Raw genomic sequence first — 18,886 nt, 5'->3', positions numbered from 1 at the left:
CCCGAAGCCGCGCCGATCCCCGAGAGCCGGGCGCCCGGTCACGACCCGATCACGACCCGACCACATGGAGGGCGATCTCGCGCCGGTGCGGCCGGTCGCGGTGCTCGATCAGGTAGATCCCCTGCCAGGTGCCGAGCGCGAGGCGCCCGGCCCGGACGGGGATCGTCAGCGCCGCGTCCGTCACCATCGTGCGGATATGGGCGGGCATGTCGTCCGGCCCCTCTATGTCGCGGACACGATTTGATTCCTGCCGATCCCCGGCTCATGGCTCCACCCAGCCTTGATGGCTTTAGTGACCTCTTCAACGAAGACACGCGTCTTCGTCGGCACGAGATGGCCGGGCGGCAGGATCGCGTAGACGCCGCCATCCTCCTTCCCGCCCCAGCCCGGTAGCACCTCGACTAGCTTGCCGGCGCGGATTGCCGGACCGGCCAGCCAATGGGCTGTGAGCGTGATGCCAGCGCCGTCGATTGCCGCCATCAGCGGCACCTCGGAATGGTCGGCAATGAGCGAGCAGGCGGGACGTATCGTCCTGCGTGTCCCATCCTTCACCAGCGGCCAGTCCGGCCACGCAGCGTGGCCCGAGAAACCGAGGCACGCGTGATTCGGGAGGTCGGCCGGTGTCTGCGGCGTACCGTGGGCCGCGAGGTAGCTCGGAGCGGCGACGAGCAGGTTCCGGTAAGCGGCCAGCCTGCGTGCGGTGAGCGCACTATCCCGGAGACCTCGGGCACCCACCCGGATCGCGACATCGAACCCTTCCGCAACGACATCAACGAAGCGGTCGGTGAATCGTGCATCGATGCGAATCTGGGGGTGTCGAGCGAGGAAGGACGGCAGCAGCGGCGCGATCCACTGCCGCCCGAAGGTCAGAGGCAGCGATACCCTCACCAAGCCCTGCGGGCTTGCCGCGAAGTCGCTGGCTTCCTGGCTGGCGCTCGCCAGTTCATCGAGGAGTGCCTGAACTCGGCGGCAGTAGATCGCGCCGACCTCCGTCAGGGCGACGCGCCGTGTCGTGCGCGATAGCAGACGGACACCCAAGCGCTGCTCAAGCTGGCTCACGCGGCGCGACACCACCGATGCGTCCCGACCGAGCTTTTTGGCAGCCTCTGTGAAACTCCCGGTATCGGCCACGGCCACAAGAGCGGCCAGTTCCTCCAACCCGCCCGGCTCCAGTAATTCCTGCATCGTTCACACGAGTGAAATGCGGATGCGCCGGATTAATCCAGCATCTCGCAGGGCGTACATGAGAGCCATCGAAACGTCGAGGAGATGAACGATGAAGACCTTCCTCAGCATCGGCGCTGGTCCCGGCATGGGCCTGGAGACGGCCGAGCGGTTCGCCCGTGAGGGATTCCGGGTGGTCCTGAGCGCCCGGAATGCAGCCAAGACGCAGGACCTGGCCGACCACCTGAAGGCGAAGAGCCACACCGTTGAGGTACGCACCGTGGACGCTGGCGACGCGTCGAGCGTGAACAGCTTGGTCCAGGGTGTTGAGAGCGACTTCGGCGGCATCGACGTGCTGCACTACAACGCCGCGACCATGCGGCAGGCGAGCCTCGCCGATCAACCGCGCGACACATTCAACAGCGACCTCGCCGTCAATATCGGGGGCGCGATGGCCGCCGCGCAGTCCGTCGCGCCGAAGATGGCTGAGCGCCGCTCCGGCTCGATCCTCCTGACGGGCGGCGGCTTCGGCGTGCAGCCACATCCCGACTATCTCTCGCTCAGCATCGGCAAGGCCGGCATTCGCGCCCTGGCCCAGGGCCTGTTCGAGAGCTTCAGGGAGAAGGGGATCCACGTCGCGACCGTGACGGTCGCCGGCTTCGTGAACGCGGGCTCTGAGGACGCCAAGGCGGTTGGCGAGCAGTTTTGGCAGTTCCACAGCCAGCCTGCCGGCTCGTGGGAGGTCGAGGTCGTCTATACTCCCAAGGGCTGACTGGCTCGCAGGCGGCCCCAGAGGTGCATCCCATCGCTCCTCGCCACGCAAACGGCCTCGCTGACACGGGGCCGTTCTCCGTCAGATTCGAGCCAGTCAAACCGATGCCATGCCGGACCGCTATTATGTCCCCATCACGCGCAGCACGATCTCGCGTCGATGCGGCCTGTCCCGGTGCTCGATCAGGTAAATTCCCTGCCACGTGCCTAAAGCCAGTCGCCCGCCGATCACCGGAATCGACAGGCTTGAATCCGTAAGCATCGTGCGGATGTGGGCGGGCATATCGTCGGGGCCTTCGGCCGTGTGGATGTAGCGTGACCGGCTTTGTAATGCGTCCCGCCCCTCGGCGCCGTGAACGTAGCCGGAATGGCGCGGGGCGAGACCGTCGAGGGCGGTCATCAGGTCCGCCTGGACGTCGGGATCGGCGTTCTCCTGGATCGTCAGGGAGGCCGAGGTATGCCGGCAGAACACGGCGACGAGCCCTTCCGCCACGCCGCTGCGGGCGAGGAACTCGGCGACCGCGCCGGTGACATCCGTGAAGCCCTGGCCCGGCGTCGCGATGGTGAGCCGGGCGCCCGCCTGCCGCCGGACCTCGCCGACGGAAAAATCCGCGATGCCTCCGATCCGGCCCGGCCTCATGTGTCCTCCCCGATGAGCGTGGCGCCCGGCGCGATCTCGCGCTCGCCCCGGGCCAGGATGCGCTCCAGAAGCTCGATCCGGTCGGCCTCGGCGGCCGGCTTGTCCCAGCGGATGCGGCTGACCCGGGGGAACCGCATGGCGACCCCGGATTTGTGCCGCGTCGAGCGCTGCACCCCCTCGAAGGCGATCTCGAGGACGAGGCCCCGGTCCGGGCCGTACTCCACCTCGCGCACGGGGCCGAAGCGCTTCGTCGTGTGGTTGCGGACGTAGCGGTCGAGCTTGGCGAGCTCGGCGTCGGTGAAGCCGTGATAGGCCTTGCCCACCGGGACCAGCTCCGGCCCGCCCTCCGGCCCCTCCCGCCAGACGCCGAACGTGTAGTCGGAGTAGAAGGACGAGCGCTTCCCGTGGCCGCGCTGGGCGTACATCATCACCGCGTCGACGAGGTGGGGCTCGCGCTTCCACTTCCACCAGGGCCCCTTCGGCCGGCCGGGCAGGTAGGCGCTGTTGAGGCGCTTCAGCATCACGCCCTCGATGGCGTCGGCATCCTCGCCCGCCCCCACCGAGGCCGGGTCGGCGCGGGCGGCGGCGAGATCCTCCCAGGTCGCGAAGGGGACGAGGGGCGAGATGTCGATGCGGGCGTGGTCGAGCCGCGCCACGAAGGCTTCGAGCCGGGCGCGGCGCTCGGCGAAGGGCAGCGGGCGCAGATCCTCGCCCTCGGCCGTGAGGAGGTCGTAGGCCCGCACATGGGCCGGGAACTCGTCGAGGAGCTTGCCCGTCACCGCCTTGCGGTTGAGGCGCTGCTGCAGGACGTTGAAGCTCTGCACCCGGCCCTCGCGCAGGATCAGCAACTCGCCGTCGAGGGCGCCCGTGAAGGTGACCGCCTCGGCGAGATCGGGGAAGGCGCCCGAGATGTCCTCGCCGGTGCGGGAATAGATGCGGGCGACCTGGGCTCCCGCCCGGTCGCGGCCGCCGACGAGCTGGACGCGGATGCCGTCCCACTTCCACTCGCCCGAGAAGGCCTCGGGCTCCAGCTTGTCGAAATCGCTCTCCTCCTCGATCGGGTGCGAGAGCATGGGCGGCCGGAACGGGGCCGGGTTCAGGGTCTCGGGCCGCTCGCCCCGCCCCTCGACCCAAGCGAACAGGGTGGCGTAGGGGGGCTCCAGCCCGTGCCAGACCTCCTCGACCGCGTCGGCCTCGTGGCCGCCGAGCGCCCCGACCGCCGTCTTGGCGAGCCGCGCCGAGACGCCGACGCGCAGGTTGCCGGTGACGAGCTTCAGGAGCGCCCAGCGCCCCGTCTCGTCGAGGGCGTCGAGCCAGGTGGCGAGGTGGCGCGGCAGGTCGGCCTTGCGGGTCTCGGCCAGGGTCTCGACCACCTCGGCGAGGGTGGGCACGTGCGGCGGCGGGTTGTTGTGGCCGGGGCCGGGCTCACTGGGGCCCCCCTCTCCCGTCGGGGAGAGGTGAGCCGCGCCCGGTCCCGCCGGATCCTCCGGCCCCGGCCAGATCAGCGAGGCCGTCTCGGCGAGATCCCCGACGTAATTATGCGAGAGGCGGAACAGGGTCGGGTCGACCCGCTCCTCCACGAGTCCCCGGATGAGGGCGGGCTTCGCCTCGCGGAAGGTCAGCCCCCCGGTCATGGCGGCGAGCGCGTAGCCGCGCTCCGGGTCCGGCGTGCGGGCGAAGTAATCCTGCAGGAGGCGCAGCTTCGCGTTGCGGCGCGGCTCGTAGGCGAGGCGGTCGAGGAGATGGGCGAAGTCGTTCACGCGGCCGTCTCCGCGGGCTCGGGCGGGGCCTCGGTGTCGTCGTCGCCGTAGCCGATGAGGTGCAGGGGCTTCGCCCGGATTCCCTGCAGCCCGCACCAGTGGACGAGGGCGTCCTCCTGCCCGTGCGTGACCCAGACCTCCTCGGCGCCGGTCTCGCGGATCGTGCGGCAGAGGTCCGGCCAGTCCGAATGGTCCGAGATCACGAGTGGCAGCTCGACGCCCTTCTGGCGGGCGCGGGCGCGCACCCGCATCCAGCCCGAGGCGAAGGACGTGACCGGATCAGGGAACTTGCGCGACCAGAGATCCTGGATCGCGGAAGGCGGGCAGAGCACGATGGCGCCGTGGAGCTGGCCCCGCTCGGCCGCCACCACCTTCGGCGTCTCGCCGAGAGCGAGCCCCTCGCGCTTGTAGAGCTCGGTCAGCTTCTCCATCGCGCCGTGCAGGTAGATCGGCCGGTCGTAGCCCGCCTCCCGCAGGAGGGCCATGACGCGCTGCGCCTTGCCCAGCGCGTAGGCGCCGACGATGTGGGCGCGCTCCGGGACCAGGGCCACGGATGCGAGGAGCTTGGCGACCTCCTCGCCCGTATCCGGCATCCGGAAGACGGGGAGACCGAAGGTCGCCTCGGTGATGAAGACGTCGCAGGGCACGGGCTCGAAGGGCAGGCAGGTCGGGTCGCGGGCCCGCTTGTAATCGCCCGAGACCACGACCCGCACGCCCTCGGCTTCGATCGCGATCTGCGCGGAGCCGAGGACGTGGCCGGCCGGGGCGAAGCGCACGGTCACGTCGCCGACCCGGATCGCCTCGCCGAGGCGCGCCTCCTGCCGCGTGGTGCAGAAATCCTCGCCGTAGCGCACGGCCATGATTCGCAGGGTCTCCGGCGTCGCCAGCACGCTGCCGTGGCCGGAGCGGGCATGGTCGGCATGGCCGTGGGTGATCAGCGCGCGCGGAACCGGCCAGGTCGGATCGACGTGGAAGCGGCCGAGCGGGCAGTAGAGCCCTTCGCGGGTGAGGGTGAGGAGATCGCTGGCGCGTAACGGCATGGGGCCGGCTATATAGGGCGCCGGACCCGCCACGCTCACCACGCATGACGCATCAGACCTCCTCCGGCGACCTCCTCGCCGACCGCCGCTACGCCTATGCCGAGGCCTGCCTCGCGGAGGGCGACGCCGCGGGCGCGGCCGAGATGGCCGAGCAGGCCCTCGACCTCGCGCCGCGCTACGCGCCGGCCTGGCTGCTGCTCGGCCGGGCGCGGGAGGCGCTGCACCGCGAGGGCGGCGGGGACGCCGCTCTGCAGGGGGCGCTGCGCGCCTACGCGGCCGCCCTCGACCTCGATCCGGAGGACCGGCTCGGCAGCCGCCTGCGCCTCGCGCAGCTCGGCATCGGCGACCGGCTCGCCGCGATCTCGCCGGCCTATGTGCGGGCGCTGTTCGACGGCTACGCCGCGCGCTTCGAGCGCCATCTCGTGGGCGAGCTCGGCTATCGCGGGCCCGAGATGCTGCGCGAGGCCCTCGCACGGATCGCGGGGCCGGAGCGGCGTTTCGCGCGCGTGCTCGACCTCGGCTGCGGGACGGGGCTGATGGGCGCGGCGCTGGCCGGCCGCTTCGAGCACCTCGTCGGCGTCGACCTCTCGCCGGAGATGCTGGCCCGGGCCGAGCGGCGCGGCCTCTACCACCGCCTGATCGCGGGCGACCTGACCGGTTGCCTCGCCGAGGCGGAGGCGGGATCCGTCGACCTCGTCGTCGCCGCCGACGTCTTCATCTACCTGGGCGACCTCCGGCCGGTGCTCGGCGCGATCGCGCGCGTCCTCGCCCCGTCCGGGCTCTGCGCGTTCACGGTGCAGTCCCACGGGGGCGCGGGCGTCGCGATCGGCGCGGACGGGCGCTACGCCCACGCGGATGCCGAGGTGCTGGAGGCGGCCAGCGCGGCGGGGCTGACGACGCGCCTCGTCGAGGACGCGGCGATCCGCCGCCAGAACGGGCGGGATGTTCCGGGCCGCCTCGTCGTGCTGCAGTGCGGGGACACGGTTGCGTGAGAACGGCCGGATTTCGCTGCATTGCCGCAACCTCGCGCGCCCTCGCCGGTTTAGCGGCCTAGCTGTCCGGGGCGCAGGCTCCGGGCAGGCGGCAGCGCGAGGGACTCGATGGCAGAGAAGACCGTGGACAAGTCGTTTCCCGCGAGCGCCAAGACCCGGGTTCCCCTGGCCCTCGCGCTGGCCGGCCTCGCGGGCTGCGCGGACTCGATCGGCTTCCTCGAATACTCGCAGCTGTTCATGTCGTTCATGTCGGGCAACACGACCCGGTTCGGCGTCTCGGTCTCGACCTTCGACTGGGAGAACACGGCCCGCGTCTGCACCACGATCCTGGTCTTCTGCTTCGGCGCCTTCGTCGGCACGCTGATCGCGGCCGGGGTCGGGCCCTGGCGCCTGCCGGTGCTGCTCACGATCGAGGCGGCCCTCCTCGCGATCGGGCTCGTGAGCCCCTGGGGCACCTTCTCCTACCCGATCCACGCCTACCCGATCGTGATGGCGCTGGGGCTCCAGAACGCGACCCTGCAGGACGCCAATGGCAACAGCATCGCGCTGACCTACGTCACGGGCGCCGTGGTCCGCTTCGGCACGGGGCTGGCGAACCTGATCCTGCACAAGCCGAACCCGTCCTTCTGGATCCAGGCCCCGCTCTGGGGGGCGCTGAGCACAGGCGCCGTGATCGGGGGCGCCCTGCAGATCCGCTACGGCGAGAGCGCCTTCCTGGTCCCGGCCGCGCTCGCCGCCGTGCTCGCCGTGATCGCGATCGTCGTGGCGCTGGCCAAGCCCGGCAGCCACCTCATCGCCGGCAATTCCCCCGCGCCCGACGCGGCGCCGAGCGCCGAGCCGCTCCATGTGATCACGCGGGCCTGAGGCTCCTCCCCGGACCGGTCGGCGACGGGGGGATCACTCCTCCGGGCCGCTGCGCCGCAGGCTCTTCACGGCGCCGCGGCGCGCCTTCGATTCGAGGCGCCGCTTCTTCGAGGCCAGCGTCGGCCGCGTCGCCCGGCGCGGCGTCGGCGGCACCGCGGCCTCCGCCACCATCGCGGCGAGGCGCTCGCGGGCATCGGCCCGGTTGCGCTCCTGCGTGCGGAAGCGCTGCGCCGTGATGACGAGGACGCCCTCGGCCGTGAGGCGGCGCCCGGCGAGCCGCATCAGGCGCACGGCGACCGCGTCGGGCAGCGCGGCCGAGCGGCGCACGTCGAAGCGCAGTTGCACCGCGGTCGAGAGCTTGTTGACGTTCTGCCCGCCGGGGCCGGAGGCGCGCACGAAGCTCTCCTCCAGATCCGCCTCGTCGATGGCGATGTGGGGGGTGCATTGCAGGGCCACGATCACCATCTCTCGATCATGAGATTCGCGTCCGGCTAGGCCGCTTCGCCGGGCGTGCGCGCCCGCACCGCGAGCGCGTGCAGACCGCGCTTGAATGCGCCGTCCAGCAATCCGTTGACGAGCCGGTGGCGCTCCACCCGGCTCTTCCCCTCGAACGCCGCCGAGACCACGTCGAGGCGGAAATGGGTCTCGCCCGATTCGCGCCAGCCCGCGTGGCCGGCATGGAGGTGGGACTCGTCGGTCACGTCGAGATGCGTCGGCGCGAGCGCAGCGTCGAGCGTCTGCGCGATCCAATCCTTCAGCGTGCCGCCCTCAGCCATCCGTCTCTCCCGCTCCGGAGGTGACTCGGTTTCCCGGGCGGCGCGTCAACCCCCGATGATCGCATGCGTCATCAGGCCCGCCACCCTTGTGTCTCCGGTCCGCCCCCTCATAATCGCACCGTCATGGATCTCAACTCGCGCCTGTTCGACAGCATCCGCATCAAGCCGTCCTGCGACGAGCCGAAGACGGCCGAGCCTGCCTGCGAGACCCCGGGCTGCACCCATCCGGGCCTCTACCGGGCGCCCAAGGGCCGCAAGGCCGAGGGACAGTACTGGCGCTTCTGCATGGATCACGTGCGCGCCTACAACGCCGCCTACAATTACTTCGACGGGATGAACGACGCCGCCGTCCAGGCCTACCAGAAGGACGCGATCATCGGGCACCGGCCGACCTGGGCCATGGGCGCGAACGGCGCGGCCGAGGGCACCAAGCGCAAGGGCGAGCCGCCGCGGGACTGGGCCTATGTCGATCCGCTGGGCATCCTGAGGGCTGAGGGCGTCGGCGAGACCGCGCGGCGCGCGAAGGAGCCGCAGCGCCCGCGCCATTCGGGCGCCGTGCGCAAGGCCCTCGACGTGCTGGGCCTCGACGAGGCCGCGGACGCGGCCGCCATCAAGGCCCAGTACAAGGTGCTCGTGAAGCGCTTCCACCCGGACGCCAATGGCGGCGACCGCTCCTTCGAGGAGCGCCTGCGCGACATCATCCGGGCCCACGACACGCTCCGCGCGGCCGGGCTCTGCTGAGGCGTCCGGCACGAAGGATGCACGCGCCGGACCCGCCCTCGGCCCTGCCCTGCGTGCGGGGTAGGCGCCAAACGGCCCGCGGGACCCTATATGCGGGGCTCGCAAGCCCAGTGGCGCCGCGCGGCGCCGATGATTAAGGAAGGCCGGAGGCCCGTCTGCCGCGAGTGAGTCCGGCGGGCCCGAGCCGTGAGACATCCGCGAGGTTCCGCGCTTCCCCGCCGGCGCCCGCCCCGACGAGGTCCCGTATGCTTTCTGACGACACGCCCGCCTCGCTGCCCGACCGGACCGTTTCCGTGCGCGAGGTCTTCGGCATCGACATCGACCTCAAGGTGCCGGCCTTCTCCGAGACCGACGAGCACGTGCCCGATCTCGACCCGGACTACATCTTCGACCGGGAGACGACGCTGGCGATCCTGGCGGGGTTCGCCCGCAACCGCCGCGTGATGATCACGGGCTATCACGGCACCGGCAAGTCGACCCATATCGAGCAGGTCGCGGCCCGGCTGAACTGGCCCTGCGTCCGGATCAACCTCGACAGCCACGTCTCGCGCATCGACCTCGTCGGCAAGGACGCGATCGTCCTGCAGGACGGCAAGCAGGTCACCGCCTTCCAGGACGGCATCCTGCCCTGGGCGCTGCAGAACAACGTCGCCCTCGTCTTCGACGAGTACGATGCCGGCCGGCCCGACGTGATGTTCGTGATCCAGCGCGTGCTGGAACTGTCGGGACGCCTGACGCTCCTCGACCAGAAGCGGGTGATCCGCCCCCACCCCGCCTTCCGCCTGTTCGCGACGGCCAACACGGTCGGCCTCGGCGACACGTCCGGCCTCTATCACGGCACGCAGCAGATCAACCAGGGCCAGATGGACCGCTGGTCGATCGTCACGACCCTGAACTACCTGCCCCACGACCGCGAGGTGGACATCGTCCTCTCCAAGGCCGTCCACTACAAGGGCGAGCAGGGCCGGGACACGGTCAACCGCATGGTGCGCGTGGCGGACCTGACCCGCAACGCCTTCATGAACGGCGACCTCTCGACCGTGATGAGCCCGCGCACGGTGATCACCTGGGCGGAGAACGCAGACATCTTCCGCGACATCGGCTTCGCCTTCCGGGTCACCTTCCTCAACAAGTGCGACGAGCTGGAGCGGCCCCTCGTCGCCGAGTTCTACCAGCGCGCCTTCGGCAAGGAGCTGCCGGAGAGCGCCGTCAACGTCGCGCTCAGCTGAGGCGGCATGGAGGAGCCCGTGGCGCATCCGGTTCCGACCGACCTCGAGTCCGCGGGCACCGCGCCCGCATCGGACCGCACGCGCCACGAGGACGACCTCTTTACCTGGGTGCAGGAGCAGGTCTCCCTGCTCCGCTCCGGCCGTGTGGAGGCGCTCGACCTCGACAACATCGCCGAGGAGCTGAGCGACGTGGGGAACGCGCAATACAGCCAGCTCGAGAGTGCGCTGCGCGTTCTCCTGATGCACATGCTGAAGTGGGATCAGCAGCCCGAGAAGCGCACGCCGAGCTGGATCTACTCGATCCACGAACAGCGTCGGCGCTACGCGAAGATCCTGCGCAAAAATCCCGGCCTCAAGCTGCACCGAGATGTCATGCGCGACGAGATCTACCCGGTGTCGCGGGATTGGGCCGCCGACGAGTGCAACCTCTCGCCCGACGAGTTCCCGCCAGAATGTCCCTATTCCTGGGACGACATCCTCGACCGCCCCTTCGACCTCGATTCGGTGAAGCAGTAGCAGCGTGTCCATCTCGAACCGCAAGCCCGGCGAGCGCCGCGAACCCGTCGCCGAACCCCTGAAGCGCTCCGTCGCCGGATGCCTGCGCGCCATCGCGCGGCGCTCCGAGGTGGAGGTGACCTATGCCACGGACAGGCCCGCGCTCACCGGCGACAAGGCGCGCCTGCCCGAGCCACCGCGCAAGCTCTCGGCCGCGGACGTGGCGGTCCTGCGCGGCAACGCGGACGCGATGGCGCTCCGCCTCGGCTGCCACGATTCCGCCGTCCACCGGCGCCTCGCGCCCGAGAACGCCCCGGCGCGCGCCGTCTACGACGCCGTGGAGCAGGCCCGCGTCGAGGCGATCGGCTCGCGCCGGATGGCGGGTGTCGCCAGCAACATCACCGCGATGCTGGAGGACCGCTATCACCGCGGCGGCAAGTACGAGCAGATCACCGACCGGGCCGACGCGCCGATGGAGGACGCCGTCGCCCTGATGGTGCGCGAGCGCCTGACGGGGCAGGCGCCCCCGCCCGCCGCCCGCAAGATCGTCGATCTCTGGCGCGAGCACATCGAGGACAAGGCCGGCCGGAACCTCGACGGCCTGCTCGGCTCGCTGGAGAACCAGCGCGCCTTCGCCCGCTCCGTGCGCGACCTCCTCTCCTCCCTCGACATGGCGGACGAGACCCCCTTCGACCCGGAGGACGAGGAGAGCGAGGACGAGAACGAGGCCCAGGACGAGGAGCAGAGCCCGCAGGAGGGCGAGGCCGAGGAGCAGAGCCAGGGCGACCGCGCCGAGATCGAATCGACGGAGGAAGCCTCCGACGACATCGAGGAGGGCGCCACCGAATCCGCCGACGCGCCGTCCGGCGAGTTGCCGGAGGAAGCGGAGGATGCCGAGTCGGAGGAGGCCTCCGAATCCTCCCGGCCGCCGAGCCAGCGGGCGAACGAGCCGCGCGGACCCGAGTACAAGGTGTTCAACCCGCGCTTCGACGAGATCATCCACGCCGAGGATCTCTGCGACGCGGACGAACTCGCCCGCCTGCGCACCTATCTCGACAAGCAGCTCGCCCATCTCCAGGGCGTCGTCGGGCGCCTCGCCAACCGCCTGCAGCGGCGGCTCCTGGCCAAGCAGAACCGCGCCTGGGACTTCGACCTGGAAGAGGGCCAGCTCGACCCGGCCCGCCTCGTGCGCGTCGTGATCGACCCGTTCCAGCCCCTCTCCTTCAAGCAGGAGAAGGACACGAATTTCCGCGACACCGTCGTCACGCTGCTGCTCGACAATTCGGGCTCGATGCGCGGGCGCCCGATCACGGTGGCCGCGACCTGCGCCGACATCCTGGCGCGGACGCTGGAGCGCTGCGGCGTGAAGGTCGAGATCCTCGGCTTCACCACCCGCGCCTGGAAGGGCGGCCAGTCGCGCGAGGCGTGGCTCGCGGCCGGCAAGCCGACCTCGCCGGGGCGCCTCAACGACCTGCGCCACATCGTCTACAAGTCGGCCGACGCCCCCTGGCGGCGGGCGCGCAAGAACCTCGGGCTGATGATGCGCGAGGGGCTGCTCAAGGAGAACATCGACGGCGAGGCGCTCGACTGGGCGCACAAGCGCCTGCTGGGCCGGCCCGAGCAGCGCAAGATCCTGATGGTGATCTCGGACGGCGCCCCGGTCGACGATTCGACGCTCTCGGTCAATGCCGGCAACTACCTCGAGCGCCACCTGCGCTGGATGATCGAGGAGATCGAGACCCGCTCGCCGGTCGAACTCCTCGCCATCGGCATCGGCCACGATGTCACGCGCTACTATCGCCGCGCCGTCACCATCATCGACGCCGAGGAACTCGGCGGCGCCATGACGGAGAAGCTCGCCGAGCTGTTCGAGGAGGACGGCGCGCCGGCCCCCGTGCGCGCGCCGATCCGGGCCGCGGGCGGGCGCCGCTAGGCGGCCAGACCGAGTCCTCCTTCGAGGCGGGCGAGCGCCCGCACGAACACGTCCGGGTCGTCCACCGCCCGGGCCAGGACGAGGGCGCCCTGGATGGCCGAGACGACGTGCTCGGCCTCCGCCGCCGCGGCTCCCTCATCCCGGCCCGTCCGGCGCAGCGCGTCCGCCAGGGCGTCGCGCCAGCCGGCGAAGTAGGTGGCGATGCGGGCGGCGAAACGGTCGCGCACGTCGCCGAGCGCGAAGGCGCCGACGAGGCAGACCCGGCGGCCGGAGCGGAAATAGGCGTCCGTCTCGCGAAACATCCGGCGGATCGCGGCGGCCGGATCCGGATCCTCCCGCAGGGGCGCGAAGACCGCCCGCTCGAACCAGCCGTCGATCTCCGCGAGCACGGCCGCCGCCATCTCCTCCTTACCCCCAGGGAAGAAGTGGTAGAGGCTGCCCTTGCCCAGGCCCGTGCGGGCCCCGATGCGCGACAGGCTCGCGCCCTCGTAGCCGAATTCGCGGAAGATCTCGGCGAGCGCGGCGACGGCATCGGCGCGCTCGTTGACGGTGCGGGTCACGATCGACCCTCCGCGCGGCCTCAGAGGCCGAGATCGGTCAGGCCCGGATGGTCGTCCGGGCGCGGGCCGGAGCGGTCCCAGTGGAACTTGCGCTCGGCATCGCGGATCGCGAGGTCGTTGATGCTGGCGTGGCGCACCCGCATCAGCCCGTTGCCGTCGAATTCCCAGTTCTCGTTGCCGTAGGCCCGGAACCAGTCGCCGGCCGCGTCGTGGAACTCGTAGGCGAAGCGCACCGCGATGCGGTTCCCGCTATGGGCCCAGATCTCCTTGATCAACCGGTACTCGTGCTCCCGCTCCCACTTGCGGGTGAGGAACGCGACGATCGCCGGACGGCCCTGGAAGATCTCCGAGCGGTTCCGCCAGCGGCTGTCGGCCGTGTAGGCGAGCGAGACCTTCTCCGGGCTGCGCCCGTTCCAGCCGTCCTCGGCGGCGCGGACCTTCTGGATGGCGCTGTCCAGGGTGAAGGGCGGCAGCGGGGGGCGCGTCTCGGACATCGTGGCCTCGTCCAGTTTTGACCGATCGGATCAGTGTGTACCGATCGGTAAAATGGCGAGGCCGCGGCGTCAATGTTGATCCGGCGAGGGATCCGGCTCGGTGCGGGTCCCTGCGGGCGCGATGATTGATCGGACCGGGTTCCCTCTCCCGTTCGCGAGGGGGGGGACAGGGTGAGGGTTCGGCGTATCCGGAAACGGCGAACCCCTCACCCGGTCGGCTCGCGCCGACTCTACCTCTCCCGGACGGGAGAAGTGGGGCGTCGAGGCGTCCGAACGGCAGAAGGCCGCCGCACGGGTCCGCGTGCGGCGGCCTTCGGAGAACTGGCGGTCCTGCTGCCGGCCGGAGGCCGGCGCGGGCTCAGGCGGCGGCCTGCGTCTCGGTCTCGGCGAGCTTCTTCTCGATCTCGCGCTTCAGGAGACGGGCCGTCTGGGACAGCTCGATCTCGCGGGCCTTCACGAGGAACCCGTCGAGGCCGCCGCGGTGCTCCACCGAGCGCAGGGCGTGCGCGGTGACGCGCAGGCGGACGCGGCGGTTGAGCGCGTCGGAGGTGAGGGTGACGTTGCACAGGTTCGGCAGGAACCGGCACTTGGTCTTGCGGTTCGAGTGGCTCACGAGGTGGCCGACCTGCACGGCCTTACCCGTGAGTTCGCAGCGGCGCGACATAGCTTACAATCCCGTATCGTTCCGTGGGCGGTCAGAACTCGGACCGTGACAACCGGCGCGGCGCTCGCCGCGGGCCGCGCCCAAGCGTGATTCCAGGTCCAGCGGAGTCCTGTTGAAGGCGCGAGCCTATAGGCGATGGGGCCGCGCGCCGTCAAGGCGAAAGCCGCGCCCGGTGTGCCCTTCCCGGCATGGGCGGCGGCCCAACGCTCTGTTAACCATGCGGGAGGGATAACGCTTGCGTCGTGCCGAGGGTCAAGCCCGCGCGGCCCGAGCGTTGGGGATTCTGAGTCCGGACCATGTTCGCCACGCCCTCCATTCCGGTGACCTCGGCCTGCCCGCGCGCGGCCGCCGCCCTCTGCCTTCTCGCCGCCGTCGGGCTCGCGCCCGCCGAGGCCCGCCCCCGCGCGCCGAGATCCGCGCCCGCCACCGTGGCCGTCGATTACGGCGTCAACCTCGCCGGCATCCCGATCGGCACCGCGCATCTCTCCGGCGCCATCGAGGGTCAGCGCTACCGCATGGACGTGTCGGCGACGCTGACCGGCCTCGTCGGCGCCATCACCGGCGGCATGGGCTCGGCCCGGTCCAGCGGGCTCATCGGCCCGGGCCCGCAGCCGAACGCCTTCGCGATCTCGACCCGCACCTCGAATTCCGGGATCGCGGTGCGCATGGCGCTGGCGCGCGGCAACGTCACCCAGTCCGAGGTGACGCCGCCCCTCGTCGACATGGGCGACCGGGTGCCCGTCACCGCCGCCAACAAGCGCGGCGTGATGGACCCGGCGAGCGCCCTGCTGATGCCGGCCCGCGCGCAGGGCGACCTCACCGACCCCGAGAATTGCAACCGGACCCTGCCGGTCTTCGACGGCGCCACCCGCTTCAACGTGGTGCTGAGCTACGCCGAGACCCGCGCGGTCGAGAAGCCGGGCTATTCGGGTCCCGTCCTCGTCTGCAACGCCCGCTACCAGGCGATCGCGGGCCACCGGCCCGACCGCCCGGGCGTGCGCTTCATGGAGGAGAACCGCGACATGTCGGTCTGGCTCGCGCCCGTGGAGGGAACGCGGGTCCTGCTGCCGATGCGGATCTCGGTGCGCACCACGATCGGGACCAACATCATCGAGGCGACGCGCTGGACGCGCTCCGCCACCGCCGCGGCACCGGCCGAGACGGCCGCCGTCGCGAGCCTCGACGCGCAGCCGTAAGGCGCCCGCCCATGCGTGCCGCCCTCGGCCTGCTGGCGGCGCTGCTGGCGCTGCCCGCCTCGGCCGCGCCGCTCGAGGCGGGCTCGTCCTGCGGCGGGAACGCCTATTCCACCGCGCAGGTGACCGAGGGGCGCCCGCCGCGCCGCGGCCCGCTCACCGCGACGCCGGACACGCTCTGCGCGGATCTCCAGGGCCCGCGGCCGTCCGTGAACGTCGAGATCTACGGTCTGCCGGGCCTCTCGGGAAACGGCCAGACGGGTGCCGAGGGGAGTGGCGGATCGGAGGGTGCGGCCCCATATGAGGGTCTGCCTCCGCGCGGGGCGCGCCCGCCCGCCCTCCGCCACCGGGGCCATTGAGCGGCCACTCCGCACCTTCTTCCCGACGCCCACGGCGCACCACCGGCCGACCCGCCGCAGGACCGCCCCGCCCTGATGAATCGCCGCTCCCTTCCTCCGCAGGCCCGCGCGCGCGGCGTCACGGCGGTGCTCGGGCCGACCAATACCGGCAAGACCCATCTGGCGATCGAGCGGATGCTCGCGCACCCGACCGGCATGATCGGCCTGCCGCTGCGGCTGCTCGCCCGCGAGGTCTACCTGCGGGTCGTCGCCCGGGTCGGTCCCGAGAAGGTCGCCCTCGTCACCGGCGAGGAGAAGATCAAGCCGGACCGCCCGCGCTACTGGATATCCACCATCGAGGCGATGCCGCGCGACCTCGACGTCGCCTTCGTGGCGATCGACGAGATCCAGCTCGCCGCCGACATGGATCGCGGCCACGTCTTCACCGACCGCCTGCTCTACCAGCGGGGGCGCGAGGAGACGCTGCTGATCGGCTCCGCCACCATCCAGCCCCTGGTCGAATCCCTGATCCCGGGCGTGCGCACGACGACGCGCCCCCGCCTGTCGCAGCTCAGCTTCGCGGGCGAGAAGAAGCTCTCGCGCCTGCCCCGTCGCACCGCGATCGTCGCCTTCTCGGCCGAGGAGGTCTACGCCATCGCCGAGCTGATCCGGCGCCAGCGCGGCGGAGCGGCGGTGGTGCTGGGCGCGCTCTCGCCCCGCACGCGCAACGCGCAGGTCGAGCTCTACCAGTCGGGCGACGTCGATTATCTCGTGGCCACCGACGCGGTCGGGATGGGGCTCAACCTCGACGTCGACCACGTGGCGTTCGCCGCCAACTGGAAATACGACGGCACCCGCTTCCGCAAGCTGACCCCCGCCGAGATGGGGCAGATCGCGGGGCGCGCCGGGCGCCACCTCTCGGACGGCACCTTCGGCTCGACGGGGCGCTGCCCGGCCTTCGACGCGGAGATGATCGAGGCGATCGAGAGCCACAGCTTCGAGCCCGTTCGGATGCTGCAATGGCGCAACCCCGACCTCAGCTTCCACAGCCTCGATTCCCTGCGCGAGACCCTCGACGAGCACCCGCGCGAGAACGGGCTGACGCGCGCGCCGATGGGCGAGGACCAGCAGGCGCTCGAGATCCTGATGCGCGAGGACGACATCCGCGACATGGCGACCGGCACGAAATCCGTGCAGCGCCTCTGGGACGTCTGCGGCGTTCCCGATTACCGGAAGGTCCACCCGCAGACCCACGCCGACCTCGTGGCGCAGCTCTACCGCTTCCTGATGCGGGGCATGGCGGGGCGCATCCCGAACGACTGGTTCGCCCGCCACGTCGCCATGATCGACCGGACCGACGGGGACATCGACGCGCTGTCCCAGCGGATCGCGCAAGGGCGGACCTGGACCTTCGTGGCGAACAGACCCGACTGGCTCGTCGACCCGGAACATTGGCAGGGCGAGACGCGTCGGGTAGAGGACAGGCTGTCCGACGCCCTGCACGAGCGCCTCGCGAGCCGCTTCGTCGACAGGCGCACCAGCGTCCTGATGCGGCGCCTGAGAGAGAATACGATGTTGGAAGCCCAAATTTCTCCCGGCGGGGACGTGACCGTCGAGGGACAGCATGTCGGCCATCTCCACGGCTTCCAGTTCGTGCCGGACCCGGGCGCCGAGGGACACGAGGCCAAGACCCTGCGCAGCGCCGCGGAGAAGGCCCTCGGCGGCGAGATCGAGGCGCGGGCCGAGCGCTTCGCGGCGGCCGCCGATTCGTCCCTCGTCCTCAGCCACGAGGGCGTGATCCGCTGGACGGGCGATCCCGTCGCCAAGCTCGTGCCCGGCGACAAGCTGTTCGAGCCGCGCCTGCGCCTGATCGCGGACGAGCAGCTCGCGGGCCCGGCCCGCGACAAGGTCGAGGCCCGGCTCAATGCGTGGATCAAGGCCCATGTGGTGCGCCTCCTCGGGCCGCTCATGGAGATCGAGACCGCCGCCGACCTGGTCGGCCTCGCCAAGGGCATCGGCTACCAGGTGGTCGAGGCCCTCGGCGTCCTGGAGCGCTCGAAGGTGACGCACGAGATGCGCAGCCTCGACCAGGACGGCCGCGCGACGCTCCGCCGCCACGGCGTGCGCTTCGGCGCCTACCACATCTTCCTGCCGGCCCTCCTGAAGCCCGCGCCCCGCACGCTGGCGGCGCAGCTCTGGGCCCTGCGCAACGGCGGCCTCGAGCAGCCCGGCCTCGACGAGATCGCGCATCTGGCCGGTTCCGGCCGCACCTCGATCAAGGTGAACCCCGAGATCGCCAAGGGTCTCTACCGGGCGGCGGGCTTCCGCGTCTGCGGCGAGCGCGCCGTGCGCGTCGACATCCTGGAGCGGCTCGCCGACCTGATCCGCCCCGCCATCGCCTACCGGCCGGGCACCACGCCGGGCGAGCCGCCGGCCGGCAGCGCGGACGGGGACGGCTTCGTCGGCACCGTCGGCATGACCTCCCTCGTCGGATGCTCGGGCGAGGATTTCGCCTCGATCCTGAAATCGCTCGGCTACGTCGCCGAGAGCCGGCCGGGACCCGCCATCACCGTGCCGCTCCTGCCCGCCGCCTCGACCGAGCCGGTCCGCCCGACGGTCGCGCAGCCCTCCGAGACCGCCGAGGCGACAGGCGACGCCCCGAGCGCCGAAGCGATGGCGGACGCCGCAGCGGAAGACGAGACCGTCGCGAGCCAGGATGCGGCCGAGACGACGCAGGAGGCTCCGGACGCGGTGGAGCCCGCGGAGGCTCCGGCCGTTTCCGAGGATCAGCCGGTCCCGGCGGCTGGCGAGGAAACGCCCGCGGCGGAGGCCGAGGCCCCCGCGGAATCGGCTGCGGCCGAGCCGGAGAGCGAGGGCGAGCCCGCCGAGGGCACCGAGACGGCGCCCTCCGCCGAGACGGCCGACGCGGCGCCTTCCGAGGCTGCCTCGGCTGAGACCGAGGTGGCATCCTCCGAGACCGAGGCGGCAGCCGCCGAGCCTCCGACCGCCGAGACTCCGGCCGCCGAGATTTCGGCCGCCGAGGCGGCCGAGGCCGCCCCGATCGAGGTCTGGCACCTGCACCGTCATCAGCGGCCCGCCCACCAGCGCCCGAACCGGCCGCGCGGCCAGCAGGGCCGCGGGCGCGAGGGCGCTCAAGGGACCGGGCGACCGGAGGGCGAGGCCCGCCGCGAGGGCGGGCGCGGGCCGGACCGCCAGCGCGCGCAGGGAGCCG

19 protein-coding genes and 1 pseudogene are annotated in these 18,886 nt (G+C 71.5%); 10 read left to right on the top strand and 10 right to left on the bottom strand.

The window, feature by feature from the left end; genetic code table 11:
* Window positions 1–49: 49 nt before the first annotated feature.
* Window positions 50–235 (bottom strand): annotated as a pseudogene (locus tag E1J50_RS15125) (YjbQ family protein); the annotation flags it as partial.
* Entirely contained in the window at window positions 223–1,185 is a 963-nt protein-coding gene (locus E1J50_RS15120) for a LysR family transcriptional regulator (RefSeq protein WP_132254668.1), read from the bottom strand. The gene E1J50_RS15120 and the pseudogene E1J50_RS15125, both read right to left, overlap by 13 nt.
* 91 nt (window positions 1,186–1,276) lie before the next feature.
* Between E1J50_RS15120 and E1J50_RS15115 the strand changes: the two genes are divergently transcribed.
* Complete coding sequence (locus E1J50_RS15115; RefSeq protein ID WP_132254667.1) at window positions 1,277–1,936, top strand: SDR family oxidoreductase; 660 nt, start codon at window positions 1,277–1,279, stop codon at window positions 1,934–1,936.
* A gap of 123 nt (window positions 1,937–2,059) precedes the next feature.
* Here E1J50_RS15115 and E1J50_RS15110 read toward each other — a convergent pair whose 3' ends face one another.
* Genes E1J50_RS15110 through E1J50_RS15100 form a run of 3 tightly spaced genes read right to left on the bottom strand, consistent with a single transcriptional unit; the run spans window position 2,060 to window position 5,375 of the window.
* A complete protein-coding gene (locus E1J50_RS15110) occupies window positions 2,060–2,575 on the bottom strand; it encodes a YjbQ family protein (RefSeq protein WP_132254666.1) in 516 nt (171 codons plus the stop codon).
* Window positions 2,572–4,335: a cisplatin damage response ATP-dependent DNA ligase gene (locus E1J50_RS15105; RefSeq protein ID WP_132254665.1), complete on the bottom strand. Its 1,764-nt coding sequence runs from the start codon at window positions 4,333–4,335 to the stop codon at window positions 2,572–2,574. Before E1J50_RS15105 ends, E1J50_RS15110 begins: the two co-directional genes overlap by 4 nt.
* Window positions 4,332–5,375: a ligase-associated DNA damage response exonuclease gene (locus E1J50_RS15100; protein ID WP_132254664.1), complete on the bottom strand. Its 1,044-nt coding sequence runs from the start codon at window positions 5,373–5,375 to the stop codon at window positions 4,332–4,334. Before E1J50_RS15100 ends, E1J50_RS15105 begins: the two co-directional genes overlap by 4 nt.
* 44 nt (window positions 5,376–5,419) lie before the next feature.
* Between E1J50_RS15100 and E1J50_RS15095 the strand changes: the two genes are divergently transcribed.
* Window positions 5,420–6,367, top strand: a complete 948-nt coding sequence (locus tag E1J50_RS15095) for a class I SAM-dependent DNA methyltransferase (RefSeq protein WP_132254663.1) — start codon at window positions 5,420–5,422, stop codon at window positions 6,365–6,367.
* Between the two features lie 108 nt (window positions 6,368–6,475).
* Complete coding sequence (locus tag E1J50_RS15090; RefSeq protein WP_132254662.1) at window positions 6,476–7,231, top strand: YoaK family protein; 756 nt, start codon at window positions 6,476–6,478, stop codon at window positions 7,229–7,231.
* Between the two features lie 33 nt (window positions 7,232–7,264).
* Here E1J50_RS15090 and arfB read toward each other — a convergent pair whose 3' ends face one another.
* Window positions 7,265–7,696 (bottom strand): alternative ribosome rescue aminoacyl-tRNA hydrolase ArfB, encoded by a 432-nt coding sequence (gene arfB / locus E1J50_RS15085; protein WP_132254661.1) that lies wholly within the window; start codon window positions 7,694–7,696, stop codon window positions 7,265–7,267.
* A 26-nt stretch (window positions 7,697–7,722) separates the two neighbouring features.
* Window positions 7,723–8,007, bottom strand: a complete 285-nt coding sequence (locus tag E1J50_RS15080; RefSeq protein WP_132254660.1) for a BolA family protein — start codon at window positions 8,005–8,007, stop codon at window positions 7,723–7,725.
* 123 nt (window positions 8,008–8,130) lie between these two features.
* On the opposite strand from E1J50_RS15080, the gene E1J50_RS15075 reads away from it, so the two are divergent.
* The 4 genes from E1J50_RS15075 to cobT all read left to right on the top strand — a co-directional run bounded on the left by E1J50_RS15075 (window position 8,131) and on the right by cobT (window position 12,405).
* Window positions 8,131–8,748: a DnaJ domain-containing protein gene (locus tag E1J50_RS15075; RefSeq protein ID WP_132254659.1), complete on the top strand. Its 618-nt coding sequence runs from the start codon at window positions 8,131–8,133 to the stop codon at window positions 8,746–8,748.
* 245 nt (window positions 8,749–8,993) lie between these two features.
* Window positions 8,994–9,977 carry a cobaltochelatase subunit CobS gene (gene cobS / locus E1J50_RS15070; protein WP_132254658.1) on the top strand — a complete coding sequence of 328 codons (984 nt, stop codon included), beginning with the start codon at window positions 8,994–8,996 and terminating at the stop codon, window positions 9,975–9,977.
* Between the two features lie 18 nt (window positions 9,978–9,995).
* On the top strand, window positions 9,996–10,493 hold the full coding sequence (locus E1J50_RS15065) for a DUF29 domain-containing protein (RefSeq protein ID WP_245516591.1): 498 nt from the start codon (window positions 9,996–9,998) through the stop codon (window positions 10,491–10,493).
* Between the two features lie 4 nt (window positions 10,494–10,497).
* A complete protein-coding gene (gene cobT, locus E1J50_RS15060) occupies window positions 10,498–12,405 on the top strand; it encodes a cobaltochelatase subunit CobT (RefSeq protein ID WP_132254656.1) in 1,908 nt (635 codons plus the stop codon).
* On the opposite strand, the gene E1J50_RS15055 is transcribed toward cobT, so the two are convergent.
* The 3 genes from E1J50_RS15055 to rpmB all read right to left on the bottom strand — a co-directional run bounded on the left by E1J50_RS15055 (window position 12,402) and on the right by rpmB (window position 14,123).
* The gene (locus E1J50_RS15055; RefSeq protein ID WP_132254655.1) at window positions 12,402–12,965 is read right to left on the bottom strand and encodes a TetR/AcrR family transcriptional regulator; all 564 of its coding nucleotides are present in this window, start codon (window positions 12,963–12,965) and stop codon (window positions 12,402–12,404) included. The two genes, cobT and E1J50_RS15055, sit on opposite strands and share 4 nt — an antisense overlap.
* Before the next feature lie 20 nt (window positions 12,966–12,985).
* Window positions 12,986–13,459 carry a nuclear transport factor 2 family protein gene (locus tag E1J50_RS15050; protein ID WP_132254654.1) on the bottom strand — a complete coding sequence of 158 codons (474 nt, stop codon included), beginning with the start codon at window positions 13,457–13,459 and terminating at the stop codon, window positions 12,986–12,988.
* Between the two features lie 358 nt (window positions 13,460–13,817).
* Window positions 13,818–14,123, bottom strand: coding sequence for a 50S ribosomal protein L28 (gene rpmB, locus E1J50_RS15045; protein ID WP_132254653.1), 306 nt, complete (start codon window positions 14,121–14,123; stop codon window positions 13,818–13,820).
* Window positions 14,124–14,419: 296 nt separating this feature from the next.
* Between rpmB and E1J50_RS15040 the strand changes: the two genes are divergently transcribed.
* From E1J50_RS15040 to E1J50_RS15030, 3 genes are all read left to right on the top strand, one after another.
* Window positions 14,420–15,319, top strand: a complete 900-nt coding sequence (locus E1J50_RS15040; RefSeq protein ID WP_132254652.1) for a DUF3108 domain-containing protein — start codon at window positions 14,420–14,422, stop codon at window positions 15,317–15,319.
* A gap of 11 nt (window positions 15,320–15,330) precedes the next feature.
* The gene (locus E1J50_RS15035) at window positions 15,331–15,675 is read left to right on the top strand and encodes a hypothetical protein (RefSeq protein ID WP_132254651.1); all 345 of its coding nucleotides are present in this window, start codon (window positions 15,331–15,333) and stop codon (window positions 15,673–15,675) included.
* A gap of 75 nt (window positions 15,676–15,750) precedes the next feature.
* Window positions 15,751–18,886: helicase-related protein (locus E1J50_RS15030; protein WP_132254650.1), on the top strand; the 3,136-nt coding region annotated here is incomplete at its 3' end.

Source organism: Methylobacterium segetis (genome assembly GCF_004348265.1).
Classification (GTDB): domain Bacteria; phylum Pseudomonadota; class Alphaproteobacteria; order Rhizobiales; family Beijerinckiaceae; genus Methylobacterium; species Methylobacterium segetis.
The sequence above is the reverse complement of the archived record's forward strand: the minus strand, read 5'-3'. Positions and strand labels throughout refer to the sequence as shown.

Bases quoted from the DNA above. Each gene is read 5' to 3' on its own strand.
- E1J50_RS15115 (WP_132254667.1), top strand. From the start codon at position 1,277: ATGAAGACCTTCCTCAGCATCGGCGCTGGTCCCGGCATGGGCCTGGAG.
- E1J50_RS15110 (WP_132254666.1), bottom strand. From the start codon at position 2,575: ATGAGGCCGGGCCGGATCGGAGGCATCGCGGATTTTTCCGTCGGCGAG.
- arfB (WP_132254661.1), bottom strand. From the start codon at position 7,696: ATGGTGATCGTGGCCCTGCAATGCACCCCCCACATCGCCATCGACGAG.
- E1J50_RS15050 (WP_132254654.1), bottom strand. From the start codon at position 13,459: ATGTCCGAGACGCGCCCCCCGCTGCCGCCCTTCACCCTGGACAGCGCC.
- E1J50_RS15040 (WP_132254652.1), top strand. From the start codon at position 14,420: ATGTTCGCCACGCCCTCCATTCCGGTGACCTCGGCCTGCCCGCGCGCG.
- E1J50_RS15035 (WP_132254651.1), top strand. From the start codon at position 15,331: ATGCGTGCCGCCCTCGGCCTGCTGGCGGCGCTGCTGGCGCTGCCCGCC.
- E1J50_RS15100 (WP_132254664.1), bottom strand. From the start codon at position 5,375: ATGCCGTTACGCGCCAGCGATCTCCTCACCCTCACCCGCGAAGGGCTC.
- E1J50_RS15120 (WP_132254668.1), bottom strand. From the start codon at position 1,185: ATGCAGGAATTACTGGAGCCGGGCGGGTTGGAGGAACTGGCCGCTCTT.
- rpmB (WP_132254653.1), bottom strand. From the start codon at position 14,123: ATGTCGCGCCGCTGCGAACTCACGGGTAAGGCCGTGCAGGTCGGCCAC.
- E1J50_RS15075 (WP_132254659.1), top strand. From the start codon at position 8,131: ATGGATCTCAACTCGCGCCTGTTCGACAGCATCCGCATCAAGCCGTCC.
- E1J50_RS15080 (WP_132254660.1), bottom strand. From the start codon at position 8,007: ATGGCTGAGGGCGGCACGCTGAAGGATTGGATCGCGCAGACGCTCGAC.
- E1J50_RS15095 (WP_132254663.1), top strand. From the start codon at position 5,420: ATGACGCATCAGACCTCCTCCGGCGACCTCCTCGCCGACCGCCGCTAC.
- E1J50_RS15090 (WP_132254662.1), top strand. From the start codon at position 6,476: ATGGCAGAGAAGACCGTGGACAAGTCGTTTCCCGCGAGCGCCAAGACC.
- cobS (WP_132254658.1), top strand. From the start codon at position 8,994: ATGCTTTCTGACGACACGCCCGCCTCGCTGCCCGACCGGACCGTTTCC.